Annotated in this window: 17 protein-coding genes; 9 read left to right on the plus strand and 8 right to left on the minus strand. The window is 62.2% G+C overall.

The features are described 5' to 3' along the window. The 4 genes from GIW48_RS25830 to hemN form a co-directional block, all read left to right on the plus strand. Window positions 1-2412, plus strand: a 2412-nt coding sequence (locus tag GIW48_RS25830; protein ID WP_236490683.1) for a heavy metal translocating P-type ATPase, incomplete at its 5' end; no start/stop codon positions are given. A 22-nt stretch (window positions 2413-2434) separates the two neighbouring features. Then, entirely contained in the window at window positions 2435-2647 is a 213-nt protein-coding gene (gene ccoS, locus GIW48_RS25835; RefSeq protein ID WP_017134806.1) for a cbb3-type cytochrome oxidase assembly protein CcoS, read from the plus strand. Continuing rightward, window positions 2640-3323, plus strand: a complete 684-nt coding sequence (locus GIW48_RS25840) for a sulfite exporter TauE/SafE family protein (protein ID WP_017134805.1) — start codon at window positions 2640-2642, stop codon at window positions 3321-3323. Before ccoS ends, GIW48_RS25840 begins: the two co-directional genes overlap by 8 nt. A gap of 103 nt (window positions 3324-3426) precedes the next feature. Then, entirely contained in the window at window positions 3427-4809 is a 1383-nt protein-coding gene (gene hemN, locus GIW48_RS25845; protein WP_170039242.1) for an oxygen-independent coproporphyrinogen III oxidase, read from the plus strand. A gap of 6 nt (window positions 4810-4815) precedes the next feature. Here the strand turns inward: hemN and GIW48_RS25850 are convergent, their stop codons facing one another. Then, entirely contained in the window at window positions 4816-5289 is a 474-nt protein-coding gene (locus tag GIW48_RS25850; protein ID WP_170039244.1) for a hypothetical protein, read from the minus strand. Between the two features lie 153 nt (window positions 5290-5442). On the opposite strand from GIW48_RS25850, the gene fnr reads away from it, so the two are divergent. Continuing rightward, on the plus strand, window positions 5443-6177 hold the full coding sequence (gene fnr / locus GIW48_RS25855) for a fumarate/nitrate reduction transcriptional regulator Fnr (RefSeq protein WP_056861531.1): 735 nt from the start codon (window positions 5443-5445) through the stop codon (window positions 6175-6177). Window positions 6178-6258: 81 nt separating this feature from the next. Beyond that, on the plus strand, window positions 6259-6807 hold the full coding sequence (locus GIW48_RS25860; RefSeq protein ID WP_099548818.1) for an adenine phosphoribosyltransferase: 549 nt from the start codon (window positions 6259-6261) through the stop codon (window positions 6805-6807). Window positions 6808-6922: 115 nt separating this feature from the next. Here GIW48_RS25860 and GIW48_RS25865 read toward each other — a convergent pair whose 3' ends face one another. The 5 genes from GIW48_RS25865 to dnaX form a co-directional block, all read right to left on the minus strand. Next, on the minus strand, window positions 6923-8071 hold the full coding sequence (locus GIW48_RS25865; RefSeq protein WP_236460281.1) for an acyl-CoA dehydrogenase family protein: 1149 nt from the start codon (window positions 8069-8071) through the stop codon (window positions 6923-6925). Window positions 8072-8243: 172 nt separating this feature from the next. Continuing rightward, a complete protein-coding gene (recR, locus tag GIW48_RS25870) occupies window positions 8244-8846 on the minus strand; it encodes a recombination mediator RecR (RefSeq protein ID WP_099486741.1) in 603 nt (200 codons plus the stop codon). Window positions 8847-8912: 66 nt separating this feature from the next. Further along, complete coding sequence (locus GIW48_RS25875; protein WP_236460280.1) at window positions 8913-9947, minus strand: NADP-dependent oxidoreductase; 1035 nt, start codon at window positions 9945-9947, stop codon at window positions 8913-8915. A 132-nt stretch (window positions 9948-10079) separates the two neighbouring features. Beyond that, window positions 10080-10418, minus strand: a complete 339-nt coding sequence (locus tag GIW48_RS25880) for a YbaB/EbfC family nucleoid-associated protein (protein WP_003175481.1) — start codon at window positions 10416-10418, stop codon at window positions 10080-10082. Window positions 10419-10464: 46 nt separating this feature from the next. Continuing rightward, on the minus strand, window positions 10465-12570 hold the full coding sequence (dnaX, locus tag GIW48_RS25885; protein WP_236460279.1) for a DNA polymerase III subunit gamma/tau: 2106 nt from the start codon (window positions 12568-12570) through the stop codon (window positions 10465-10467). Between the two features lie 133 nt (window positions 12571-12703). Here dnaX and GIW48_RS25890 point away from each other — a divergent pair, with 133 nt between their 5' ends. Together GIW48_RS25890 and GIW48_RS25895 are read left to right on the plus strand one after the other, a co-directional pair. Continuing rightward, a complete protein-coding gene (locus GIW48_RS25890) occupies window positions 12704-13480 on the plus strand; it encodes an amino acid ABC transporter substrate-binding protein (RefSeq protein ID WP_236460278.1) in 777 nt (258 codons plus the stop codon). 54 nt (window positions 13481-13534) lie between these two features. Beyond that, complete coding sequence (locus tag GIW48_RS25895; protein WP_017134794.1) at window positions 13535-13906, plus strand: VOC family protein; 372 nt, start codon at window positions 13535-13537, stop codon at window positions 13904-13906. Here the strand turns inward: GIW48_RS25895 and GIW48_RS25900 are convergent. After that, a complete protein-coding gene (locus tag GIW48_RS25900; RefSeq protein WP_236472895.1) occupies window positions 13820-14779 on the minus strand; it encodes a DMT family transporter in 960 nt (319 codons plus the stop codon). The genes GIW48_RS25895 and GIW48_RS25900 overlap by 87 nt on opposite strands. Window positions 14780-14881: 102 nt before the next feature. Here GIW48_RS25900 and GIW48_RS25905 point away from each other — a divergent pair, with 102 nt between their 5' ends. Continuing rightward, window positions 14882-15745 (plus strand): LysR family transcriptional regulator, encoded by an 864-nt coding sequence (locus GIW48_RS25905; protein WP_236460276.1) that lies wholly within the window; start codon window positions 14882-14884, stop codon window positions 15743-15745. Here GIW48_RS25905 and GIW48_RS25910 read toward each other — a convergent pair. Further along, a complete protein-coding gene (locus GIW48_RS25910) occupies window positions 15742-16335 on the minus strand; it encodes a hypothetical protein (protein WP_017134791.1) in 594 nt (197 codons plus the stop codon). The two genes, GIW48_RS25905 and GIW48_RS25910, sit on opposite strands and share 4 nt — an antisense overlap.

Here is a 16335-nt window from a genome sequence, read left to right on the forward strand (position 1 = left end):
GTCCCGCCCGGCAGCCGGTTCACCGCCGAAATCCTCGGCGAGCGCCGCGAACTCTGCTGCCCGGGCTGTCAGGCAGTGGCCGAGGCGATTGTGGCCGGCGGGTTGCAAAGCTATTACCAGCACCGCAGCGAAGCCTCGGCCAACCCCGAGGCGCTGCCGGTGCAACTGGTCGACGAACTGGCGCTGTACGACCGCGCCGACGTGCAAAAACCCTTTGTGCGCCACGAAGGCGATCTGGCCGAAACCACCCTGTTGATGGAAGGCATCAGCTGCGCGGCCTGTGGCTGGCTGATCGAAAAACACTTGCGCAGCCTGCCCGCCGTGGCCGAGGCGCGGCTGAACCTGTCCAACCATCGCCTGCACGTGCGCTGGGCCGATGGGCAATTGCCGCTGAGCCAGGTGCTCAGCGAACTGCGCCATATCGGCTACGCCGCCCACCCTTACCAGGCCGATCGCGCCGCCGAGCAATTGGCCAGCGAAAACCGCCGGGCCTTGCGCCAGCTGGGCGTGGCGGGGTTGCTGTGGTTCCAGGCAATGATGGCGACCATGGCGACCTGGCCGGAATTCAATATTGACCTGAGCCCGGAGTTGCACGTGATCCTGCGGTGGGTGGCGATGTTTCTGACTACGCCCATCGTGTTCTACAGCTGTGCGCCGTTCTTCAAAGGCGCCCTGCGCGACCTGCGCACGCGCCACCTGACCATGGATGTGTCGGTGTCCCTGGCGATTGGCGGCGCGTACCTGGCGGGCATCTGGACCGCCATAACTGGTACTGGCGAGTTGTACTTCGACGCGGTGGGCATGTTCGCGCTGTTCCTGCTCGCCGGGCGCTACCTGGAGCGCCGGGCACGTGAGCGTACGGCCGCCGCCACCGCGCAGTTGGTCAACCTGCTGCCGGCGTCATGCTTACGCCTCAAAAGTGATGGTCAGAGCGAGCGCATCCTGCTCAGCGAACTGGCCGTAGGTGATCGCGTACTGGTGCATCCCGGCGCCGTGCTGCCGGCCGACGGGCTGATTCTTGATGGCCAGTCGAGCATTGACGAGTCCCTGCTCACCGGCGAATACCTGCCGCAGCCGCGCAACGTCGGCGACGCGGTTACCGCCGGCACGCTCAACGTCGAAGGCGCGCTGACCGTCGAGGTGCGCGCCTTGGGGCATGACACCCGCCTGTCTGCCATCGTGCGCCTGCTGGAACGTGCCCAGGCCGAGAAACCGCGCCTGGCGCAAATCGCCGACCGTGCTGCTCAATGGTTTCTGCTGTGCTCGCTGATCGCGGCCGCGCTGATCGGCCTGCTGTGGTGGGAACTGGACGCGTCACGCGCATTCTGGATTGTGCTGGCGATGCTGGTGGCAACCTGCCCTTGCGCGTTGTCGCTGGCGACACCGACCGCCCTCACCGCCGCCACCGGCACATTGCACAAACTCGGGCTGTTACTCACTCGTGGGCACGTGCTGGAAGGATTGAACCAGATCGACACGGTGATTTTCGACAAGACCGGCACCCTGACCGAAGGCCGCCTGGCCCTGCGTGCCATCCGCCCGTTGGGCACGTTGAACAGCGACGACTGCCTGGGCCTCGCCGCCGCGCTGGAAAACCGCTCCGAGCACCCGATTGCCCGCGCCTTCGGGCGTGCGCCGCTGGCCGCCGAGGAAGTCCTGAGTTTCCCAGGCTTAGGCCTGGAAGGTCGTGTGGGCGAGCATCAATTGCGCATCGGCCAGCCGGGCTTTGTGTGCCAATTAAGCGGCTGCGCGATTCCCGCCTCGCCGGACGAAGCAGGCCAATGGTTGCTGCTGGGCGATCGTGAAGGCGCCCTCGCCTGGTTCGTGCTCGATGACCGCCTGCGCAGCGATGCGCCCGCCCTGCTGGCCGCGTGCAAAGCGCGAGGTTGGCGTACGCTGTTGCTGTCGGGTGACAGCTCGCCGATGGTCGCCAGTGTCGCGCTTGAGTTGGGGATTGACGAGGCCAAGGGCGGCTTGCGCCCCGACGACAAACTGCAGGTGCTGCACCAGTTGCACCAGCAAGGCCGCAAGGTGCTGATGCTTGGCGACGGCGTCAACGATGTGCCTGTGCTCGCCGCCGCCGATATCAGCGTGGCGATGGGCTCAGCCACCGACTTGGCAAAAACCAGTGCCGATGCCGTGCTGCTGTCCAACCGTCTCGACGCGCTGGTGCAGGCGTTTACCCTGGCGCGGCGCACGCGGCGGGTAATCATTGAAAACCTGCTGTGGGCCGGGCTGTACAATGGCCTTATGCTGCCGTTTGCCGCCCTCGGTTGGATCACCCCGATCTGGGCCGCGATCGGCATGTCCCTCAGCTCGTTGACCGTGGTGCTCAACGCCTTGCGCCTGACTCGGCTGCCGAGCACGCAGGCAAACAGTGCCACCTTAGTAACCCGCCCGCTGCCGGCTTGAGCCGCGTGGGCATGGAGTACCGATGCCAGCTCTCTACGTGATGATTCCGGCGGCGCTGCTGTTAGTCGGCGTGGCCATTTACATTTTCTTCTGGGCGGTGGACAGCGGCCAGTACGACGACCTCGACGGCCCGGCCCACAGCGTGCTGTTCGACGACCAGGACCCGAACCACCTGGCGGGCGTCGACGAAGCCAACCGGGCCGAGCAACCGCCCAAAGACCCACCCCATGCTTGAGCTGGCGCCACTGCTGGTCTCTGCCCTGATCCTTGGGCTGCTGGGCGGCGGCCATTGCCTGGGCATGTGCGGCGGACTGATGGGCGCGCTGACGCTGGCAATCCCCAAAGAACAACGCAGCCGCCGTTTTCGCCTGCTGCTCGCCTATAACCTGGGGCGCATCCTCAGCTACGCCGCTGCCGGGTTATTGATCGGCCTGGCCGGCTGGGCGGTGGCCAACAGCCCGGCGGCGATGTTCATGCGCGTGCTCGCCGGGTTGTTGCTGATCAGCATGGGCTTGTACCTGGCCGGTTGGTGGAGCGGCCTCACCCGTATCGAAAGCCTGGGGCGCGGCCTGTGGCGCTACGTACAGCCGGTCGCCAACCGTTTGCTGCCGGTGTCCAGCCTGCCACGCGCATTGCTGCTGGGCGCGCTGTGGGGCTGGTTGCCGTGCGGGTTGGTCTACAGCACGCTGTTATGGGCGGCGAGCCAGGGTAATGCGCTGGACAGCGCAATGCTGATGCTCGCCTTTGGGCTTGGAACCTGGCCAGTACTGCTGGCGACTGGCTTGGCGGCGGAACGTGTCACGGCGGTGCTGCGCAAACGCAGCGTGCGTGTGGCCGGTGGCGTGCTGGTTATGCTCTTCGGCGTTTGGACGTTGCCAGGCCCGCATCAACACTGGCTAATGGGCCATTAAATCGCCATGTGGCATAGCGCCGCTCCCCGTTGATGCAAATCAAGATGGTACCTGCGGTGCGCCCCTAGACTCGGCTCACTAGCCAATCCCGGGGACCGCCCGCATGCTCGACGCCATTCGTTGGGACACAGATCTGATTCACCGCTACGACTTGGCGGGGCCGCGCTACACGTCCTACCCCACCGCCGTACAATTCGACAGCCAGGTCGGCACCTTCGACCTGCTCCACGCCCTGCGCGACAGCCGCAAGGCCGTACGGCCCTTGTCGCTGTATGTGCATGTGCCGTTCTGCGCAAACATTTGCTACTACTGCGCGTGCAACAAGGTCATCACCAAGGACCGTGGCCGAGCCCAGGCCTACCTGCAACGCCTGGAGCAGGAAATCCAGCTGGTGGCCTGCCACCTCGACCCGAAACAGCCCGTGGAACAGTTGCATTTCGGCGGCGGCACGCCGACTTTTCTCAGCCACGACGAACTGCGCCAGGTGATGACCCGCCTGCGCCAGCACTTCAACTTGCTCGATGATGATTCCGGCGACTACGGCATCGAGATCGACCCGCGTGAAGCCGACTGGGCGACCATGGGGCTGCTGCGTGAACTGGGCTTTAACCGCGTGAGCATCGGCCTGCAAGACCTTGACCCCGAGGTGCAGCGTGCGGTCAACCGCCTGCAAAGCCTGGAAGAAACCCGTGCGGTGATCGATGCGGCGCGCACCCTGCAATTTCGCTCGATCAATATTGATTTGATCTACGGCCTGCCCAAGCAGACGCCGCTGAATTTTGCGCGCACCGTCGAAGAGGTGATCAACCTGCAACCGGATCGCCTGTCGGTCTTCAACTACGCGCACCTGCCCGAGCGCTTTATGCCGCAGCGGCGCATTAATGCCGACGATTTGCCCTCGCCGGAAGAAAAACTGCTGATGCTGCAAACCACCATCGAGCAGTTGACCCGTGCCGGCTACCGCTACATCGGCATGGACCACTTTGCCCTGCCGGATGACGAACTGGCCGTGGCCCAGGAAGAAGGCACGCTGCAGCGTAACTTCCAGGGCTACACCACCCACGGGCATTGCGATTTGATTGGGCTGGGCGTGTCGGCGATCAGCCAGATCGGCGACCTGTATTGCCAGAACAGCAGTGACCTCAATCACTACCAGAACGCACTGGCCGGCGCGCAACTGGCCACCAGCCGTGGCCTGGTCTGCACCACGGATGATCGTTTGCGCCGGGAAGTAATTCAGCAGTTGATCTGCAATTTCAGCCTGGCATTCGAGCGGATCGAACAGGCCTATAACATCGATTTTCGCGGCTATTTCGACGAACTCTGGCCACAGCTGGAGACAATGGCCGCCGACGGCCTGATCGAACTGGATGCCCACGGCATTCGCGTTTTACCGGCCGGGCGCTTGCTGGTGCGCTCGGTGTGCATGGTGTTCGATGCCTACCTGGAGCACCAGAACAGGCAGCGATTCTCGCGGGTGATCTAAGGGCAGCTACTTCATTGCCAGGGCAGCGGTCTTAGCTGCGTCGCTCGCGCTCATGTCTTTCATCGCCTTAGTCAAAGACGCCTGCATGCCAACCAAGCTGGCTTGTAAGGCGCTCAACGCACTTTGCAGACCGGAGAGGCGGGCTCGCATCTGATCAGGGCTGAGGTTTTTATCTGCCATCAGCGCAGCCATCTCAGCCTGCTTCTCGGCAATCTGCTTTTTGATCTCACGAATCATCTTCAGCAGATTCTTGACGTTATCCGCCAGGCCGCTGTCGTCGATATCGCTGTTGGAGGTTTTCTCATCCGCCGCAGCTTTCATCGCCGCGCCGGAAATTGTAACCGCCACACCTTCGACCGCCGCGGAATCGGCCTGCGGTGTCGAAGCGCTGTTGGTGTTGTCTGCCACCGCGTCCTTTTGGGGTTGTGGCGCAGCAGGAATACGAATACTTGAAGGATTGACACCCATGATGGAAGACATGGCTCTTGTCCACGGTTATTGAGTTGTGATCTTGTATCGACCCCGATACAAAAAGCTTTATATCTTTGCTGCTTTTTTGTACACGCTGGCCTCACAGTCCCCCGGTGCGTTACCCTTACGTCTTATGTGTGTTTTCCCACAAGGATTTAAGAAATGTCCGAGCCAGTTAAACTGCGCGCTCACAGCCAGGCTCACTGCAAGGATTGCAGCCTGGCCCCCCTCTGCCTGCCACTTTCGTTGAATTTGGAAGACATGGAAGCGCTGGACGAAATCGTTAAACGCGGCCGACCGCTGAAAAAAGGCGAGTTTCTGTTTCGCCAGGGCGACAAGTTCGATTCCGTTTATGCAGTACGTTCAGGCGCGTTGAAGACCTTCAGCCTTAGCGACGGCGGCGAAGAGCAGATCACCGGCTTCCACCTGCCCAGCGAACTGGTCGGGCTGTCTGGCATGGACACCGAGATTCACCCGGTGTCGGCCCAGGCCCTGGAGACGACCTCGGTGTGCGAAATCCCTTTCGAACGCCTGGATGAATTGGCCCTGCAGCTGCCGCAACTGCGCCGCCAATTGATGCGGGTGATGAGCCGCGAGATCCGTGACGACCAACAGATGATGTTGCTGCTGTCGAAGAAAACCGCCGACGAGCGCATCGCCACGTTTTTGGTCAACCTGTCGGCACGCTTCCGTGCCCGTGGGTTCTCGGCCAACCAGTTCCGCCTGAGCATGTCGCGCAACGAAATCGGCAATTACCTGGGCCTGGCGGTGGAAACCGTGTCCCGCGTGTTTACCCGTTTCCAGCAAAACGAACTGATTGCCGCCGAAGGCAAGGAAGTGCATATCCTCGACCCGATCCAGCTGTGCGCGCTGGCCGGGGGCTCGCTGGAAGTCTGAGGCAGACACTTGCGGCCGCGCCAATCGGCAGGGCCGCAGGTATACTTCGAGTCCGTTTTCCGCTCCCAGGACTCTTCGACGATGACCTTCGATTCGTTCGACATCAAATCCCTGATCCGCCCCGTCATCGACTTCCCCAAGCCTGGGGTGATCTTTCGTGACATTACCCCGCTGTTCCAATCGCCCCGCGCCCTGCGCCTGGTGGCCGACAGTTTTGCCCAGCGTTACGTCGAGGCCGACTTTACCCACATCGGCGCGATGGATGCCCGTGGCTTCCTGATCGGTTCGATCATCGCCTACCAATTGAACAAACCACTGATCCTGTTCCGCAAACAGGGCAAGCTGCCCGCTGACGTGCTGGCCGAGGGTTACCAGACCGAATACGGCGAAGCCTTTCTCGAAGTACACGCCGACAGCCTGTGTGACGGCGACTCGGTGCTGATGTTCGATGACCTGATCGCCACTGGCGGCACCTTGATTGCCGCGGCGAACCTGGTGCGACGTATGGGCGCGAAGATCTTCGAAGCGGCGGCGATCATTGATCTGCCTGAGCTGGGTGGTTCGCAACGCCTGCAGGATATGGGCATTCCGACGTTTTGCCTGACGCAGTTTGGGTTGACCGACGTTTAAAAGTTGCCTGGGCCGGCGCTATCGCAGGCAAGCCAGCTCCCACATTTTGATTTGCAAACACAGTCAAAGGTGGGAGCTGGCTCGCCTGCGATAGCGCCTGAAAGAACACCACTAATCACAACCCCATCTGCTTGCTGATGATCTCGTTCATCACCTCACGCGTGCCCCCGCCGATAGACAGAATGCGGTTATCCCGATACAGCCGTTCCACCAGGCTGCCACGCATATACCCCTGCCCACCCAGTATCTGCACCGCGTCATAGGTCACCCGATCCGCGGTATCAGTGGCCAGGTTCTTGGCCATGGAAATCTCCTTGATCACACTCTTGCCGGCCGCCATCTTCGCCGCCTGGCGGTAGGTGAACTCGCGGGAGACTTCCACTGCGGTGGCCATTTCCGCCAGCCGATGCTTGAGCACCTGGAATTTGCCGATGGGTTTGCCGAAGGCTTCGCGCTGGCTCGCCCACTTGAGGCTTTCTTCCAGGGCGAGCTGCGCGGTCATGTTCGCCATCAGCGCCAGCGCCAAGCGTTCGCTCTGGAAATTGCCCATGATGCAGGCAAAGCCCATGTTCTCGACGCCGATCAAGTTGCCTACAGGCACGCGGCAATCGTCGAAGAACAACTCAGCCGTGTCCGACGCCCACCAGCCCATTTTCTTCAACGGCTGGCCGACGGTGAAACCTGGCGTCTGTTTTTCGATCAGCAATAAGCTGATGCCGCCGAAGCCCGGCCCGCCGGTGCGTACGGCTACCGTATAGAAGTCGGCGCGGATGCCGCTGGTGATAAAGGTTTTGCTGCCGCTGACGCGATAAAAGTCGCCATCGCGAAGGGCGCGGGTTTGCAGGTTGGCTACATCGGAGCCGCCACCGGGCTCGGTGACGGCCAGGGCGATGATCTTCTCACCGGTCAGCACTTGAGGCGCAACGCGCTCACGCACCTCGGGGCGCGCCCATTTGACTACCGGCGGCAAGCCGATATCCAGCGAACCCAGGCCCGCGACCACGCCACCCGAACCGCAACGCATCAACTCTTCGCTGGCGGCGACCTTGGCGAACAGGTCGCCTTCATGGCTGCCGCCCAGGCTTTCGGGGTAGCCGATGCCCAGGATCCCCGCCGCGCCCGCCTTGAGGTACAGCTCACGGGGAAAGCTCTCGCCCTCCTCCCATTGCTCGATGCCCGGCAACATCTCGCGCTCGACGAAACGGCGCACGCTGTCGCGGACCAATTGGTGGCTGGGGTCGAAGTAGTCCTGATAGGCAGACATCGGCAAGCTCCACGGTGAGGTGGAGAGAACTTACCAAGCGCTTGCTTGGTTATCAAGATATCCCTGACAACACAAAACCACTGTGGGAGCTGGCTTGCCTGCGATAGCGGAGTGTCAGGCGACATCAATGTCACTGATCCACCGTTATCGCAGGCAAGCCAGCTCCCACATTTTAGAGCGCGATCGGCTTGCGACCGGCAAAAGAGTGCGCCAACGTGCCGCCATCCACCAATTCCAGCTCGCCACCCAACGGCACGCCATGGGCGATACGCGAGGTGATCAAGCCTTTGTTGGTCAGCAATTGGGCGATGTAATGCGCCGTCGCCTCGCCTTCCACCGTCGGGTTGGTTGCCAGGATCACCTCGGTAAACGTGCCCTGCTCTTCAATGCGCGTCACCAGTTGCGGAATGCCAATGGCTTCCGGCCCCAGGCCGTCCAGCGGCGAAAGATGCCCCTTGAGCACAAAGTAGCGCCCGCGATAGCCGGTCTGCTCGACGGCGTACACGTCCATCGGCCCTTCAACGACGCACAGTAAAGTGTCGTCGCGACGTGGGTCGGCGCATTGCGGGCACAGGTCTTCTTCGGTCAGGGTGCGGCACTGGCGGCAGTGGCCCACGCCGGTCATGGCCTGGCTCAAGGCCTGGGCCAACCGCGTGCCGCCGCTGCGATCACGCTCCAGCAGTTGCAGCGCCATACGCTGGGCGGTTTTCTGGCCCACACCCGGCAAAATGCGCAGGGCGTCGATCAGTTGGCGAATCAGGGGGCTGAAGCTCATGGGCGAAGGGTCCGACAAAACAACGAGACGCGGTTTATACCCGCGCCTCGGATTAGCGTCAAATGCTCAATCCTGTGCGACGCGCACCACCAACTTGCCGAAGTTGCGCCCCTCGAGCAAACCGATAAAGGCTTCGGGTGCCTGTTCCAGGCCATCGACCACGTCTTCGCGGAACTTGATCTTGCCGTCGCGCACCCACGGCGCCATGGCGCTGAGGAATTCGGGCTGGCGATCGCCATAATCGTCGAACACGATAAAACCCTGGATGCGCACGCGCTTGGTCAACAAGGTACGTTGCAGTGCCGGCAGCCGATCAGGACCGCTGGGGGCTTCATGGGCGTTGTAACCGGCGATCAGGCCGCACAGCGGAATGCGTGCCTTGGGGTTGAGCAGCGGCAGCACGGCGTCGAAGACTTTGCCGCCAACGTTTTCAAAGTAGATATCCACGCCTTTGAAACAGGCCAACGCCAGCTCATGGGCAAAATCGGCGCTCTTGTGGTCGATACAGGCGTCAAAGCCCAGCTCATCGACCACGTAGCGGCACTTGTCCGCGCCGCCGGCAATACCCACCACGCGCAAACCCTTGAGCTTGGCCACCTGCCCGACCACCGAACCCACCGCGCCGGAGGCAGCCGCCACCACCAGGGTTTCGCCGGCCTTGGGCTGGCCGATATCCATCAGGCCCATGTACGCGGTCATGCCAGGCATACCCAATACACCCAGCGCCATCGAGGGGCTGGCCAGGCCTTTGGGCAGCGGGATCAGGTTGTTTCCGTCTGAGATGCTATGGCTTTGCCAGCCGGTGGAACCCACCACAAGATCACCCACCGCGAATTTCGGGTTACGCGATTGCTCGATACGGCTGACAGCACCACCGGTCATCACTTCGTCGATTTCCACCGGAGCTGCGTAGGACGGCGCGTCACTCATGCGCCCACGCATGTAGGGATCGAGGGACAGGTACAGGGTTTTGAGCATCACCTGGCCATCTGCCAATTCCGGCAGGTTCACGCGTTCCAGGCGAAAGTTTTCCGGTGTCGGCGCGCCTTGCGGGCGCGAGACCAGGACAATGCGCTGGTTAAGAATGGGTTCTTGAGGCATGAGGGGCTCCTTTAACGAATCTTTCGGTATAGGGTGCAGACCCTGCTTGCCATGCCAGGGTTCGATCGGATTAGCACAAACAAAAATGCCAGGCGCGATGCCTGGCATTTGAGTCTAGCTAACGCTGCACGATCAAAACGGCAGTTTCATGCCCGGCGGCAGTTGCATGCCAGCGGTCACGCCACCCATTTTTTCCTGGCTGTTGGCTTCGATCTTGCGCACGGCGTCGTTGACGGCCGCGGCGAACAGCGCTTCGAGCATTTCCAGGTCATCTTCGCCGACGCCAGGCAATACGCTTGGGTCGATGCTCACACGCTTGATGTCGTGACGACCGGTCATCACCACGCTGACCATATCGCCACCGGCTTTACCGGTGACTTCGGCGTTGGCCAATTCTTCCTGCATCTTGGCCATCTTTTCCTGCATCTGCTGCGCCTGCTTCATCAGGCCGGCCATGCCACCTTTCATCATGGGAATCACCTCAAAGTACGTGGATCAATCAATTAGTAGCCCGGTTTTATGACGCTTGGGGCACCGGGGCTTCGACAGGTTCAATAGTATCGTGACGCACCACCGCACCGAACTGTTGCATCAACTGTTGGATGAGCGGATCGCCATGGATCGAGTCTTCAGCCTCGCGCTGACGGTTGATGCGCTTACGAGTCGCCGCCTGGGCCGGGGTTTCCTGCTCAGGCTTGATCAGTTCGATGGCGATGGTCAACGTGCGTTCATGGTACTGGTTGAGCGCATCGTTGAGACGGCGTTGCTGAGTGGCGTTGAACAAGGCGCTGTGGGCCGGGTCCAGGTGCAACAGCCAGTGGTCGCCCTCGATGGAGATCAAGGTGCAGTTGGCGGCGATGCTGCCGGTCATGCCGGAGATCGGCAATTTCGGAAACAACTCCAACCATTGCAACGCCAGGCCAGTGGCCGGGGCCGCAGCGGGTTCCGCTTCGGGCTCGGGGGCCGGTTCGGCGGTGTGCTCGCTGGCCAGGTCGTCCAGGTAACTGTAGGCCGAATCCATGTCCGGCTCGATGTAATCTTCATCCAGCGGCGGCTCGTCATCAAGGTCGATGCCCGGCGTGGCAGCGTCCACCTGCGCGACAGTCGGCTCGGCAACCGGTGCCGACACCCATTCCGGCGCGTCCGGCACCGCACTGTCCGGGGTCGGCGTGGGCATCGGCGTCAGCTCGGGCTGCTCGCCGGTGGTTTCCAGCACGGGCTCCACCGCGGGCACTTGCTCGACTTCAGGTTCAGGCTCAGGTTCTGCGTCGACCGGATCGTTCCAAGGCAGGTCAACCACCGGCGCGCGAGCAGGTTCAGGCTCAACCACGGGCGCAGGTTCAACCACCGGCGCGGCAACCACAGGCTCGGGTGCCGGCGCCGACGCCGACGCAACTGGCGCAGGTTCAGGCGGTGCAGGTTCAGGTGCAGCAACTACTGGCGCGACTACCGCCGCGCCAGCCACTGGTTTGGCGGAATCAACTGTGGCCTGGCTGATCCCCACTGGCTTTAGCGGCTGTCTCGGTGCGTCTGCCGAGTCGGCGGGCCGGAAGGCCAGCATCCGCAGCAAGACCATTTCAAAGCCGCCACGCGGGTCTGGCGCCAAGGGCAAATCCCGACGGCCGATCAGGCCCATCTGGTAGTAGAACTGCACATCTTCGGCCGGCAACGCCTGGGCCAGCGCCAACACGCGGTCGCGGTCGCCATGGCCGTTGTCGACACCTTCGGGCAACGCCTGGGCGATGGCCACGCGGTGCAGCACATTGAGGATTTCCGAGAGCACGCCGTTCCAGTCCGGGCCTTGCTCCGACAAATGGCGCACGGCTTCGAGCAACGCCTTGGCGTCACCTTCGATCAGCGCGTGCAACACGTCGAACACCTGGCCGTGGTCCAGCGTGCCGAGCATGGCGCGCACATCTGCGGCCATAACCTTGCCTTCACCAAAGGCGATGGCCTGGTCGGTGAGGCTCATGGCATCGCGCATCGAACCATCGGCGGCGCGGCCGAGCAGCCACAACGCGTCGTCTTCGAACGGCACGTTCTCGACGCCGAGTACATGGGTCAAGTGCTCGACCACGCGCTCAGGCGTCATGTTTTTCAGGGAGAACTGCAGGCACCGCGACAAAATCGTTGCAGGAAGTTTCTGCGGGTCGGTGGTGGCCAGGATGAACTTAACGTAGGGCGGCGGCTCTTCCAGGGTTTTCAACAGCGCGTTGAAGGAATGGCTGGAGAGCATGTGTACTTCGTCGATCAGGTAGACCTTGAAGCGCCCACGGCTCGGCGCGTACTGCACGTTGTCGAGCAGCTCGCGGGTGTCTTCGACCTTGGTGCGGCTCGCGGCGTCGATCTCGATCAGGTCGACAAAACGCCCTTCGTCGATCTCACGGCATACCGAACAGGTACCGCAAGGTGTCGACGTGATGCCGGTTTCACAGTTCAGGCACTTGGCAATAATGCGCGCGATAGTGGTCTTGCCCACCCCCCGAGTACCGGTGAACAGGTAGGCGTGGTGCAGCCGTTGGCTGTCCAAGGCATTGATCAGAGCCTTGAGCACATGGGTCTGGCCGACCATTTCGCGGAACGAGCGCGGACGCCATTTACGTGCAAGAACCTGATAACTCATCGAAAACCGTCGCAACTGGGAAGCGGAAGCCGGTAATGCTAGCGGAGCAAGGGGGAAATTGCATCCGGCACGCTCGTCTAATCTGACTAAGCTTGCCTGACTGGCCCCACAAAGGCCTGAACCCGGAGAGTGTATGCGTGTAGTCCTGGGCGCTTTATGGATGATTTCCGTTGCTTGCCTGGCGGCGCCCGCACCGTTGCGTTTTTCGGTTTCCGACAGCTGGGCAATGCCCATGGCACAGATAGAGGGTGACCAGCCCACACAGGGCATTCTGTATGACTTGATGTTGAGCCTGGCCACCCAGGTCGGGCGGCCAGCCGAGTTCCACGTGCTGGCCCGGGCGCGACTCGCCGGTGCCATGGCACGCGCAGAGGTCGATGTGCGCTGCTATGTCGCCCAGGAATGGCTCGGCGAATTGTCCGGCGACTACAGCTGGAGCGTACCCTTGATGGTGCAGCGCAATGTGTTGGCCAGTGTCCACGCACCGCCCGTTCAGGTGGCCAGGTTGGCACCGCAGGCCATTGGCACGGTGCTCAACTACCGCTATGTCGTCCTCGAACCGCTGTTCGCCAGTGGCCAATTGACCCGCGACGATTCGCGCAGCGAGGAGTTGGTGCTGCACAAGCTGGTGGCCGCGCGTTTCGAATACGCCGTGATCAACGAATGGACCCTGGACCGTTTCAACCTGAAAGTGCCCCCAAGCCTGCGGCTGCACAACGTCGCGGTGATCGACGAACAAAACCTGGGCTGCATCGTGCGCAATGACCCGAGCGTGCCGGTGCAACGGATCTTGCGCACGCTGCTGCGGATGAAAATGTCGGGCGAGATCGATGACCTGATCAAACTGTACACCGGGGAGAACGCGCGACCGCTGCGCACTCCTGACAAGAACGCTCCTGACAAGAACTGACAGGGCCGTCCCCTAGACTGGGCTCACTTAACCGCCCGTAATCAAGGAGCCTGCATGCACACCGTCGCCCATTACTTCCTGCTCTACGTCGACAGCCCGGCCACCAGCGCCAACTTCTATAGCCGCCTGCTGGGCAAGCCGCCGGTGGAGCTGAACCCGACGTTCGCCCTGTTCATTCTCGACAACGGCGTCAAGCTGGGGCTGTGGTCGCGCCACACCGTAGAGCCTGCGGCTCAGTTTACCGGCGGAGGCGGTGAGGTAGGTTTTTCGCTGGGGGACCCAGCCGCCGTAGACGCCCTTTACGCTCAATGGGTAGAGCGCGGCGCGACCATCATTCAGTCACCGACCCACCTTGACTTCGGCTACACCTTTGTCGCCGAGGACCTCGACGGCCACCGGCTGCGCGCGTTCAGCCTGAGCGATTGAGCGCCAGCGCCCTTCAAGGCTGATGGCGGCGACACTGGCCAGCACGATCACCGCGCCCAATATCACTTGCAGGGCAACGTGCTCGCCCAGCAGCGTCGCCGCCATCAGCATGGCCACCGGCGGAATCAGGTACATCGCCACCGAGGCGCGGCTGACGTCCACGTGCTTGAGCACATAGCCCCAGGCCAGGTAGGCCAGGGCGCTGGGGAAAATCCCCAATACCAGCACCGACAGATTCTCCGGCATTGGCGCCTGGGCCACCGCAGCCGGCAAGCCCGGCAGGTTCACGCACAGCATCAAGGTGCCCGCCCACACCATGTAACACGCCATGGTCAGCGGGCTGTAGCGATGGGCGTAGTGTTTCTGGATGACGAAATACACGCTCCACGACACGGCTGCCAGCAAGATCAGCAAGCCGCGCGGGTCGATATCACCGACGCCATGATCACCCCAGATCACCACCAGCACACCCAGCAAGCCGAGCAAGACGCAGCCCCAACGCCAGAGGCTGACCCGTTCCTTCAAACAGAAAAACGCGATCACCACACTGAACAGCGGCACCGACTGTGCCAGTACACTCGATGCCGCCGCCGTCACCCACTGTTGCCCGTAGTTGAGGCTGGTGTGGTGCAGGAACACGCCGAAAAAACCCAACACCAGCAACCACGGCAGATCCCGCACACGCGGGCAGCCGATGCCTACCGCCAGGGCGATGCCGCCCATGAACACCGAGGCGATCAGAAACCTCAGCAACGCCAACTGGCCAGGGCTGTAGCTGTGCAGCCCCATGTGCACGCCAATCGGCGAATAGGCCCAACAGAGAATCACGCCAGCGATGACTAGCGTAAGCTTTACGGGTGACGGGGCATTCATCGACGGCATCCAGATACTGAGAAGGAATACCGTCAGTCTTGAGCCGCGCAAGGCGCAGGACAATTAAGCGTTTCTGACTTCTGAAATCATTGGAACTGAGCAATGGAACTGGCCCAACTGAAAATGGTGCGCGCCGTGGCACAAACCGGCAGCGTGGCCCAGGCCGCGCTGCAACTGCACTGCGTGCCGTCCAACATCACCACGCGCATCAAGCAGCTGGAAAGCGAGTTGGGCACACCGCTGTTTATTCGCGCAGGCCGTGGGTTGGCCATCAGTGCCGCCGGGGAAATCTTCCTCGATTACTGCGAGCGCATCCTGGCCCTGGTGGATGAGTCCAAACGCGCAGTGGATGCCAACGCCATCCCGCGCGGCACGCTGCGCATCGGCGCGGTGGAATCCAGCGCCAGCGGCCGCCTGCCGCCGCTGCTGGCCGAATACCACCGGCGCTACCCGGACGTCAGCCTGGAACTGGTCACCGGCGCCTGGGCGCAACTGCTCGACGACCTGCAACACCATCGCCTCGATGTGGCGCTGGTGGCCTCGGGCGGCAAGCGCGCCAAGCTCAAACACAGTGTGGTCTACAGCGAACGCCTGGTGCTGATCGCCAGCGCCTCCAGCGCGCCGATCAACAGTGCCGAAGACTTGGCAGGCCGCACCTTGCTGGTGTGGCCGCCCGGTTGCCCGTATCGCGCGGCGCTGGAGAACTGGATCAAACCGCACGCCTTCAAACCAAGCATCGCCAGCTATGCCAGTTGGGGCACCATCATTGGTTGCGTCAGTGCAGGAATTGGCGTGGCGTTGGCGCCGGAAGGCATCCTGGCCCGCTACGAGCAGGCCAATCAACTGGCCTCCTACCGGTTCGAGGAGTTGCAGGCCGTGGACAACCTGCTGTTCTGGCACAAAGACACCCAGCGCCACCTGGCGCGGGATGCGTTTGCCGGGCTGCTGCGAGAGACGTTTGGCTAGTTGGCTTGCGGCGCCGCCAAGCGTGCGTACTGGTCCTGGCTGATCCAACCGGTGTAGGTATGGTCTTTGGCATTGGTGAACTCGACCTTGGCCCAGCCGTCCTTGAACGCCAGCACGCCGACCACATCGTCCTTGACGATATACGCGCGTTTGGCCGCTTCAGCGCCTGGTTTTTTCAGCAGGTAAGCCTTGTCGGCCGTCACGGTCACCAGGCCGATCCATTGCTTGCTGGCCGTTTGGGCCAGGTCCAGGCCGGTGGCGATTTCCGGCATCAGCACGCTGATGCAACCGGGATGCTCGCGCCCCTGCTCCACCGTCAAGGTCACGCCGTCGGAGGACGCTGCGACGCTGCCAGGGTAGGCCTTGTCTAGCCAGGTGGTGAGCGCTTCAGGCTGGCCTTGCAGGTAAAACGTGCAGCTGCGGGTCACACCCTCGCCCAGTTCTTCTGCGTAGTAGCCTTCGACCTGATGCTCAGGGGTGACCGCCAGCATCAATCCCTCGTATTTACCAGAATGCAGCTCAGCGGCACCTGCCAACGCGGGCACCAAGGCGCACAACGACAACACACTCATCGCTAGAAAACGGCTCAT

This window comes from Pseudomonas sp. PA-6-3C (assembly GCF_021605825.1).
Lineage (GTDB): Bacteria > Pseudomonadota > Gammaproteobacteria > Pseudomonadales > Pseudomonadaceae > Aquipseudomonas > Aquipseudomonas edaphica.

Bases quoted from the DNA above. Each gene is read 5' to 3' on its own strand.
- GIW48_RS25865 (WP_236460281.1), bottom strand. From the start codon at position 8,071: ATGTCTGCCTATCAGGACTACTTCGACCCCAGCCACCAATTGGTCCGC.
- recR (WP_099486741.1), bottom strand. From the start codon at position 8,846: ATGAGCTTCAGCCCCCTGATTCGCCAACTGATCGACGCCCTGCGCATT.
- dnaX (WP_236460279.1), bottom strand. From the start codon at position 12,570: ATGAGTTATCAGGTTCTTGCACGTAAATGGCGTCCGCGCTCGTTCCGC.
- GIW48_RS25880 (WP_003175481.1), bottom strand. From the start codon at position 10,418: ATGATGAAAGGTGGCATGGCCGGCCTGATGAAGCAGGCGCAGCAGATG.
- ccoS (WP_017134806.1), top strand. From the start codon at position 2,435: ATGCCAGCTCTCTACGTGATGATTCCGGCGGCGCTGCTGTTAGTCGGC.
- GIW48_RS25850 (WP_170039244.1), bottom strand. From the start codon at position 5,289: ATGTCTTCCATCATGGGTGTCAATCCTTCAAGTATTCGTATTCCTGCT.
- GIW48_RS25840 (WP_017134805.1), top strand. From the start codon at position 2,640: ATGCTTGAGCTGGCGCCACTGCTGGTCTCTGCCCTGATCCTTGGGCTG.
- GIW48_RS25860 (WP_099548818.1), top strand. From the start codon at position 6,259: ATGACCTTCGATTCGTTCGACATCAAATCCCTGATCCGCCCCGTCATC.
- GIW48_RS25895 (WP_017134794.1), top strand. From the start codon at position 13,535: ATGCACACCGTCGCCCATTACTTCCTGCTCTACGTCGACAGCCCGGCC.
- GIW48_RS25875 (WP_236460280.1), bottom strand. From the start codon at position 9,947: ATGCCTCAAGAACCCATTCTTAACCAGCGCATTGTCCTGGTCTCGCGC.
- GIW48_RS25910 (WP_017134791.1), bottom strand. From the start codon at position 16,335: ATGAGCCGTTTTCTAGCGATGAGTGTGTTGTCGTTGTGCGCCTTGGTG.
- fnr (WP_056861531.1), top strand. From the start codon at position 5,443: ATGTCCGAGCCAGTTAAACTGCGCGCTCACAGCCAGGCTCACTGCAAG.
- hemN (WP_170039242.1), top strand. From the start codon at position 3,427: ATGCTCGACGCCATTCGTTGGGACACAGATCTGATTCACCGCTACGAC.
- GIW48_RS25905 (WP_236460276.1), top strand. From the start codon at position 14,882: ATGGAACTGGCCCAACTGAAAATGGTGCGCGCCGTGGCACAAACCGGC.
- GIW48_RS25900 (WP_236472895.1), bottom strand. From the start codon at position 14,779: ATGAATGCCCCGTCACCCGTAAAGCTTACGCTAGTCATCGCTGGCGTG.
- GIW48_RS25890 (WP_236460278.1), top strand. From the start codon at position 12,704: ATGCGTGTAGTCCTGGGCGCTTTATGGATGATTTCCGTTGCTTGCCTG.